General features: G+C 34.6%; 4 protein-coding genes. All 4 read left to right on the forward strand.

The genetic code is table 11. The features are described from left to right. The first annotated feature begins 325 nt into the window (after positions 1-325). From ABMQ40_RS16240 to ABMQ40_RS16255, 4 genes are read left to right on the forward strand one after another with little or no spacing between them, the layout of a single operon-like run. The gene (locus ABMQ40_RS16240; protein ID WP_370901490.1) at positions 326-1,156 is read left to right on the forward strand and encodes a cell wall anchor protein; all 831 of its coding nucleotides are present in this window, start codon (positions 326-328) and stop codon (positions 1,154-1,156) included. 6 nt (positions 1,157-1,162) lie between these two features. Further along, positions 1,163-1,639 carry a T9SS type A sorting domain-containing protein gene (locus ABMQ40_RS16245; RefSeq protein WP_370901492.1) on the forward strand — a complete coding sequence of 159 codons (477 nt, stop codon included), beginning with the start codon at positions 1,163-1,165 and terminating at the stop codon, positions 1,637-1,639. 35 nt (positions 1,640-1,674) lie between these two features. Further along, entirely contained in the window at positions 1,675-8,535 is a 6,861-nt protein-coding gene (locus ABMQ40_RS16250) for an RHS repeat-associated core domain-containing protein (RefSeq protein WP_370901494.1), read from the forward strand. A gap of 3 nt (positions 8,536-8,538) precedes the next feature. Continuing rightward, positions 8,539-9,009, forward strand: a complete 471-nt coding sequence (locus tag ABMQ40_RS16255) for a hypothetical protein (RefSeq protein ID WP_370901496.1) — start codon at positions 8,539-8,541, stop codon at positions 9,007-9,009. The last annotated feature ends 463 nt before the right edge of the window (positions 9,010-9,472 follow it).

Below are 9,472 nucleotides of genomic sequence, written 5' to 3' on the forward strand. Positions count from 1 at the left end.
CTTATTAGCATCGGACTTTTGCCTGAGCTCGTAAATAAAGGTTAAGTTTTGAGCTCCCAATAGTAAAAAGGGGTAAATGTATGACTGTTGATTAATTATAGTTATTCAATTGATTCGGATTAAATTCAGCTATGTCATAAAAACTAAGAAAAATATAATACGTCGAGTTCTCTCGCTTTGACAAAATATCTTTGCCGCAATTCCACTTAGAAATATTACAAAACACTAAAAATGACAAGGTTTACGCCAACAATTATTAAATACATCTTTTCATAGTGAACTAAAAAGAGTACTTTTGCAAAATTAACATTTTTAACATAATATAATGAAACAAAAATTATTATCGTTGGCCTTATTGGTTTCATCATTTACCTTTGCACAATCCTGGAATCTAGCAGGAAATCCTGGAACAACACCCACAGATAACTTTATCGGGACAACAGATGATAAAGAACTTGTGTTTAAAACAAACAATACCGAGAGAATGAGAATCTTCTCGGGACCCTATGTTAATGGCATTATCATTGGAAATCAAAATGCTGCGGGAACTCCTGCGGGAACGGGATTGGAAATAGTTGCTCCTCAATGTAGCGGCTGTGCTTCTAACTGGGCAAAACAGGGCGATATTGTCATTCGAGGGAGATCTACTCAAAATTTAGAGTTTTTTATGCCCAATAATAATGCTGTTGATCCCAATGTAGATGTAAGTACTCCTAATTCATCAGGAATTACAAGAATTAAATTTACAGATGTTGTCCATAATAATACACTTGTTGTAAATAATATGGGTAAAGTGACTGTTGGAACAGATCAATATGATAATGATCCTAATTTTATTTTCTATGTAAAGAAAGGAATTAAGGCAGAACAGGTAAAAGTTGAAAACCCTGTAACTAATGGCTGGGCGGATTATGTATTCAGAAAAGATTATAAGCTTCGTACCTTAGAGGAAGTGGAAAAACATATCCAAGAAAAAGGGCATTTACCAAATATTCCATCAGCTAAAGAAGTTGAAAAAAATGGAATCAATTTAGGAGAAATGGATGCAAAATTATTGGAAAAGATTGAAGAATTAACGCTGTATTCCATTGAACAAAATAAACAAATACAGGAATTGAAACAACAGGTTCAACAGCTTATAAATGCTAAAAAATAACTACTAATGAAAAAGAAATTACTTTCGATATTTTCCTTGTTGGTAGGTTTCTTCGGTTTTTCCCAGACCGAAGTATATTTTAAATATGACGAAGCCGGAAATCAACGTTACAGAGGAACGAATTTAACAGGCAAAACAACACAGGAACCGGCACCCACGGAATCTAAAATAGTTGCTACAACCCAAGTTCAGCCCGAATCTCAAATGATGGATGAAGCAACTTTCTGGAAACAGATCAGATTGTATCCTGTTCCTGTAAATGATGTTTTGACAATTGACTGGACGGATGAAGTAGACGGACTCATAGAATCTGTTTCACTCTACCAACACAGCACTGTTCACTGGAAATTTCAACAACAGAATATTCCTGATCTGAACAAACAGATCAAAATCAATATGACAGGTTATGAATGGGGTGTTTATGTGTTGAGATTTACCCTAAAAGATGGAAGAGTATTCAGCCGGAATATTACCAAACGATAAACTTTTAGCCAATAATTTACTACAAAACGACAAATATGAAATTATTTTCATCATTTATACTGTCCTTATGTTCAGTATTGGGCTTTTCACAGACCATACTCTACCAGGCAGAAAGCACCTCGCGGACAGTACAAGATCCGCAGTCAGTGATTCTTACTGAGGGTTTTCATGCAAAATCAGATGTTTCCAATCCTTTTGTAGCTAAGATTGGACCTGCAACGGAAAATCCGGGTGGAGGACCAACAGATTCAGGGGCTGGGGTAACCAATCCCTCTGGAACTACAGCTCCGGCAGGAAAGAGTTTTCACGATACTAAGGGAAATATAGAAGTAAACGGAGCTGGACAATTGCAGTTTACTTTGCCTATTGCTTTACCTCCTGGGGTTAAAAATGTAGCACCTCAGGTTAATTTAGTGTATACCAGCGGTTCTTCTAATGGGATTGCAGGATATTCTTGGAATCTTTCCGGGGTTACTACAATATCAAGAGTTGGTAGAAATATTGAAAAAGATGGAGAGATAAAAGGTATTCAACTCGACTACACAGATTATTATAGCTTTAACGGGCAAAGATTGATCTTAAAATCAGGAGAATATGGGAAAGACGGAGCAGAATATGTCACTGAAAAATATTCCAATATTAAAATAAAATCAATTGGAAACAGCAAAAATATCTCAGGGCCAGATTATTGGGAGGTCACTTTTGAAGATGGCTCTCAGGCAAAATATGAAAAAACGTTTTCGACGGGCTTTATGGGGGACACCACCCCAACATTGGAGTATAATATTACAAAATGGAAGAACTCTCAAGGTAATTATATAACATACAACTATGAATCTACAGTTGGTTCCGTAGGCGTTTCCGGAGGAGTCTCCAGAATATCCTCTATTGCCTGGGGAGGAAATGAGCTATTAAATAAGCCGCATTTTAATACAATCGAGTTTACTTATATTGATAGGGACTTAAAAGAACAGTCTTATGTGCAAGGATTAAGGCTTACTCAAGACAAGCTTTTATCAGAAATTAAGGTAAATTCCAATGGCAGCCAATTTAAAAGGTATAAAATAAATTATTTTAAAGATAACAATGGTACAGGGTATCAATTTGCTCAACAAATTACAGAATATAATTCTACTAATGAAGCAGCAAATCCCGTTATTTTTGATTATGAAGCTTCTACACGAGGAACAGGTTGGGTAGAATCAAAAACTTATTCTCTCGAATCAGGATTATTAGGGGATTTTGATGGAGATGGTAAACTAGATGCCTTAGAATATCGGGATCAACAGTTTCGTATTTGTGAAAGTTTTACACCCGGTTTTAATGGGGGGACTTGTGTTAATCCTATATATAAACCTGCAGGTCTTTATATAATTAAAAACGCATTAGATCAGGTACAAGGAGAACTTACTTACGTTGGAACATTAAATGTCACCAAAGAGGAGTTTAAAAAAGCGTTATCTATTTCTTTTAAAAATCCATTGGGAGTTGTAGAGAACAAACAAGGTTTTACTTTTTATAAGCTAATAAATAACACGGTTTCCGGAAAAAAAGATGCTCATTTATTTGTATATTCTATTAATGATGGAAATCAACTGGTACCCGAATACACAAAAATTATTCCTAATTCAGTTTACGATTTTACTACACCGGAATTAGGTCCTATGGAAGAAGGTTTTAGTGTTAAAACTACTCCTTTGAAACTTACAGAAATTGATTTGGATGGCGATGGTATTTCCGAGTTGTTTATGGGATTTAATGATGAGGAACATATAAAGATTAAAAAGCCCGAAGACCCTAATGGCCCAATAAGCCTACCTGAATTTGAAGAAAGTTTCAGCAACAAAAAAAGATATATTGTCATAAATATGGATAATAATGTGAGTGAATCGCAATCCTATTCACATATGTCATTTTATCCCAACGATACCGATGTGCTGGAAACTTATAAGGTTGGCGATTTTGATGGTGACGGAAAAATGGATTTCCTAAGATTCGATAGTGGTAACAGACCATTTATAGTTCAATTTAAAAAAGGAACCAATAATCAGTATTCAGCTGCCGAACGTGGATTTTATCTTAATGATGACAAAATTAAAGGAGTATCTAAAGGAGCAGTTGTAGGAGATTTTAATGGTGATGGAAAAAGTGATTTATTAGTACCTTCTGCCGGAACAACAACAGATTGGTATTTATATCAATCAACAGGAAAATCTTTCGTCGAAGAATTGAAATCTAATTTTGCATTATATAGACAAGAACCATATTTAAATGTTAATGATGATGGTACAGCAACTCTCGAAAGAACCAGTCATCAGGCTTATGATATGGACAGGGATGGGAAAAGTGATTTTGTAACTTTCAACTATCGGAAAGAAAGAGTTAAGATGGGCGGTTCTAATACCCTCTTTAATATTTATTATTATAATACTGTAGATATTAAAATTTCATCTGGAGGAAAAGTGTTTAATAATGATATTCGTTATTCTTTTAATGAAGGGCCTTTAAGTGATAGTGGCGGATTTATGGATAATCCACATACTTATTTTAATGAAAGAACCCGATATGATTTCCAAGAGATTTTAGGTAGCTTTAGAATAAATCAATCTATACATCAGATCATTCTTATTGCACCTCATGCTGATAGAAATAGTCCTGGAGACAGGGTAAGGAAAATAGATTTTTACGATGTTGCCAAAGAGGCACGAATCAATGCAATTACTCAGGGAGAAATAAAAATCGATGTAGAGTACAAAGAGCTGGTTCCAACGATTGATCCCAATTTTTATAGGCCTGTAAAAAAAGAACTATACCCATATATTGAACTGAATAAGGTATATCAGACTTTTGCCGTTTCTCAATTGAGAAGTTTAGGAAGAAAACAGGATTTCAGATATAGAGGTTTTATAAGCCATTTTACAGGAAAAGGGGCAATTGGCTTTCGCCAAACGGCACGTTCGTCATGGTACGCTGATGGATTTGAAAATACCAAAGTTTGGTCTGGAGCAGAGATAGATCCATTAAATGAAGGAGTACCTATAAAAGAATGGTCGATTAGAACTGATGATGAAAGTAAAATATTTCCTATTGATATTTCTGAGAATAATACTCAATTATTGAGTTTCAGTTCTACTACATACCAAACTGATAAAAGATTAAACGGTCAGATAATAACTACTGTTTCGGCAGCTGATAAATCAAAAGTAGTTACTGCTATCATTCCTAAAAGTACAAAAACTAAAGACTTCTTAACAGGAACTCTTACAACAGGAACTCTTACTTATGGAGACTATTATCTTCCGTCGCAAAGTGTTACCAATGTCAATAATGGTTATGCCGTAACGACTTCTTCTTTTGAATATATTCATAATCCATCAGGAATGGACGGGGATTATTATATTGGCCGTCCAAAGACTAAAACAGATATGGTGCAAGCCTATGGAGATACTAAATCAGCAAAGGAAGAATATATTTATGAAAACAATCTTTTAAAAACCTTAAAAACTTGGAACAGGGATAATACAGGTTATTTACAGGAAACCTATAATTATGATGGCTTCGGGAATATTACTCAGAAAACAATCAGCAATAGTGTAGATTCTCAAACTCAAAATACGACAGTTGAGTATGATCCGAAGGGGAGATTTGTTGTAAAGAAAACAGATAATTTAGGTTTAGAAACTAACATCACTTATAATGATCGGGGGCAGATTTTGACTCAAACAGATCCTCTTGGAAATACCCTTACCAATACATATGATGCGTGGGGTAAACTCTTGACTTCTAAAACCAATTTATCAGGAACTACTACCTACGAATATAAGAGAGATGACAACTCAAATATTACAGTTATCCAATATGATCCGGATGGAGATATTACTAAAAAACTCACCAACAAATTAGGACAGGAATATAAAGTATCTACTAAAGCCTTTGGGCAGGGTCAATTTGTTTCCAAAGACACGCAGTATGATATACTAGGTAGAAAAATCAAAGAATCAGAGCCGTATTTCGAAGGGCAATCAGCCAATCAATGGAATCTCATTGCCTATGACGATTCTGTATTCCCTGCTAAAGCAACCGCTACAGCATTCACCGGAAAGCAGATGGAAACTTCTGTTTCCGGCTTAACAACTACGGTGAAAGAACTAAATGGTTATGGTAGGATTACATCCAAAACCACCGATGCCTTAAGAAATGTAGTTTCTTCAACAGATAAAGGAGGTACAATCACATTCTCTTACAATGCTGCCGGAGAGCAAATCAAAGCGCAATATGCAGAAAATATCGTAACAACAAAATATGATTCATGGGGGAGAAAATCAGAATTCAATGATCCATCTAATGGATTGTACAAATATGAGTATAATGGATTCGGACAGCCGAAAAAAATCATTAGTCCGAAAGGAACCAAAGAATATACTTATAATAGTCTGGGACAGTTGATTTCTCAGAAAGAACTTTCCACCACTGATGGCGGAGAAGCCACCAATAAAATGATCACCTTCACCTATGATGATAAGGGCAGGGTCATTTCAAAAGGTGGGACATCCAAAGGAAAAGCTTACAGTTCAAGTGTGTCTTATGATACACAAGGAAGATTATTATCTTCCTCAGAAAGTAGTAATGGAAAATATTTTATCCAAAAAGGAATTACTTACGATGATAAAGCAAGGGTAATTTCTTACGAAAAACAATTATATTCTTCGGGAGTTCTAACCAAGGTACAGGTGGAAAATGTTTACAGCGCATGGAACGGAGAGCTGTATCAGGTTAAAGATAAAACTTCTGGAAAGGTACTGTGGACACTTCTGGAAACCAATGCCAAAGGTCAGGTATTGAAAGCTAATCTTGGAAAATCCAGAATTTTCAACAGCTATGACAGTAATGGCTTATTAACGGGTATTGACCATCAGCATTGGATGCAGCTGCAGGGAACTCCAAGCATCCTTCAGATCAATTATTCATTTGATGCTGTTAAAAATGAGCTGAAAAGCAGAAATACGTTAGGGGATTTCAATATCTTGGAAACTTTTGATTACGATGATAATAACAGGTTGATAAGCTGGACTAATCCTAGAACTGGACAGGTTTCACAAAATATCTACGACATTAAAGGTAGAATCATCGAGAATGACCAGGTGGGAACCATGAAGTATGAAAACTCTGCCAAGATTTACCAGCCGACAGGAATGACCCTGAATGCTGCAGGAACCCAAAACTACAACAATGATCTCATCCAAAGCATTATTTATAACGAAAATAATGATCCGGTATTCATCGATGGAATGAAAGGAGATGTAGCCTTCCAGTATGGCTTAACCAGCATGAGGCAGAGAGTTACCTATGGCGGTAACTTCAGCACTGATGGCGACGGTAAATTCACCAAGTTTTACAGTGAAGACGGAAGCTTTGAAGTGTTGAAAGACAATATTACCGGAAAAGAGAAGCATATTTTATACATCGGGGGAACACCTTACGAGTCAAATATTGTCTATATAAAAAACTTTGATGAAAGCAACGGTTCTTATAAATTTTTGCACAAAGATTATATCGGTAGTATCTTGGCCATCAGCGATGAAGCAGGAAACAAATTGGAGCAGAGGCATTTTGATGCCTGGGGTAACTTTACTCATCTTCAGATAGGAAACGGAGCCATCATTACGGATAAAAATATTATTGATAATGCTTCGTTATTATTAGACAGAGGATATACAAGCCACGAGCATTTTGCAGAAGTAGGAATCATCCACATGAATGGTAGATTGTACGATCCATTACTCAGAAGGTTCTTAAATGCAGATGAAAACATACAGGATCCTTACAATACCCAGAATTATAATAAGTATGGGTATGTAATGAATAATCCGTTGATGTATAATGATCCTAGTGGGGAGTTTGGTTTTGTAGCTGGATTTTTCTTAACTTATATTGCTCCGGTGATTTGGGGAGCTATTGTAGGAACAGCAATAAGTGTCGGAATATACGCCGTTCAGGCAATCATAAATAATAACTGGTCGTGGAATGGTTTTGGAAAAGCTGTTTTGATGGGTGCTGTCACCGGAGCAGCTTCGGGAGCAGCGGGGCTGGTCTTTAGCGCAGGAGGTTTTTGGGGAACAGTTGCAAATGGTGCACTGGCAGGAGCTGGAAGTGGCGGTGCCGCTTCATTAATTAATGGAGATAATTTTCTAGAAGGTGTAATAAAAGGCGCTGTAATTGGCGGTGCTGTGGCTGGTGTTAGTTGGGTAGTTTCAAAAACAGTAGCGTATTACAGATCAAAGACTCCAAATGCAATAACATCTACTGAATTAAAAAATGCTGGATATGATGTTTCTGATACAGGAGATTTTAATGATTATTATACAACAGACCAACAAGTTCAAAATGATTTTAATAAAACAACAGGAGATTATCAAGCCTCAGTAGATAATATTAATACTGAATATAAAGTTGCAACAAGTCAAAATCTTCCTAGCGGATATAGTCTTACTGATAGACATCAGATATGGACGGATAATCCAAAAGAATTAGGTCATGTTTTAGGGCTTACAAAAAATGCAAATAAAAATTGGTGGGAATTTTTAACAAAAGGAGAAAAGTCTACAATACTCATTGCTCCAAATCTTGGATTGAAAAGTGATTATGTGAAGCAAGCTGTTTTCGGGCATGAATATATTCACGCATACCATAGGTATATTGGTTTAATGGCAAAATATGGAAGTAAGTATTCAGATTATACAGAATCTTCTGCCTATCATTTTACAATTAATTCACTAAAGGCTCATGGCCAGGATTTTTCAAGTTATTTGTATGGTTTTTATAACTATGGAGGAAAATTTCCAGGGATTTTTAATTGGACAGACGCAATCAAGAATATAGTTAATTTTAAAAAATAAGTAATGAAATATTTTATATGTATATTTTTTGTTCTTTTATTAAATTGTAAACAAGAGGAAAACAAATTAAATGAAAATGATATTATAAGTATTGTTCATCAAAGTAATAATATTGTTAATAACATTACGGATAATTATTATATTCTTGATAATAGATTTAAGAATCCCGGAAAGCATAGTTTGGAAATGACTTCTAATGATATTACTATAATTAAGAAAAAAATTATTGAAGAGGATATTGACAAATTAGATAATAATTTACAATTTGTTAAATCATGCAAAAGAGCTTGTTTATCGGAAATTACCATAAAGTATAAATCAGGCAAGATACAGCATTTTATTTTTGATAACTATCTATATAAATCTCGAATCAATGATAAAGCTTACAAAAAGATTGCAGATCTTGAAGAGATTATATCAGAAATTATCATGAAAAAGAAAATTGATCCTGAATCTATTAATGTGCAGATTTAATGACCGTCCGTGACTACAAGCTAAAAAAGTGTATTCGTAAAATAACAAAAGCCAACTCAACGAGTTGGCTTTTGTTATTTCTATCCTGTCAATTACCTTACATCTAATTGTATGAAAACTAATGTTAAATAAGAAATCAATATAACCAGAATTATATTTATCAAAATAAAAATTATTTCTTTTAAAAATATTTTTCTTGTAATATATGCTAAATTAATGGCAAGTAAAAGACCTATTGATATTCCAGAATATAAAAGCAAATTATTTTCATATCCTCCATTAATGTGGGTGTAGCAAACAATTATAGTATAAATCCAAATTATAAAATTAGTTAAGGATAATATATATATCTTCATTATTTCTTCTCTTCTTTCTTGTTTAACTCATTAACTACTGCATTATAAGCGTTATATCTGAACTTGCAACTATTTTTGAGACAAAATTTATATACTCTTTATGCTAC

This window comes from Chryseobacterium gossypii (assembly GCF_041361455.1).
GTDB classification, from domain to species: Bacteria; Bacteroidota; Bacteroidia; order Flavobacteriales; family Weeksellaceae; genus Chryseobacterium; species Chryseobacterium gossypii.

What these genes read in the sequence shown, in the direction of transcription:
- ABMQ40_RS16245 (WP_370901492.1), top strand. Translation starts at nt 1,163, where the DNA reads ATGAAAAAGAAATTACTTTCGATATTTTCCTTGTTGGTAGGTTTCTTC.
- ABMQ40_RS16240 (WP_370901490.1), top strand. Translation starts at nt 326, where the DNA reads ATGAAACAAAAATTATTATCGTTGGCCTTATTGGTTTCATCATTTACC.
- ABMQ40_RS16255 (WP_370901496.1), top strand. Translation starts at nt 8,539, where the DNA reads ATGAAATATTTTATATGTATATTTTTTGTTCTTTTATTAAATTGTAAA.
- ABMQ40_RS16250 (WP_370901494.1), top strand. Translation starts at nt 1,675, where the DNA reads ATGAAATTATTTTCATCATTTATACTGTCCTTATGTTCAGTATTGGGC.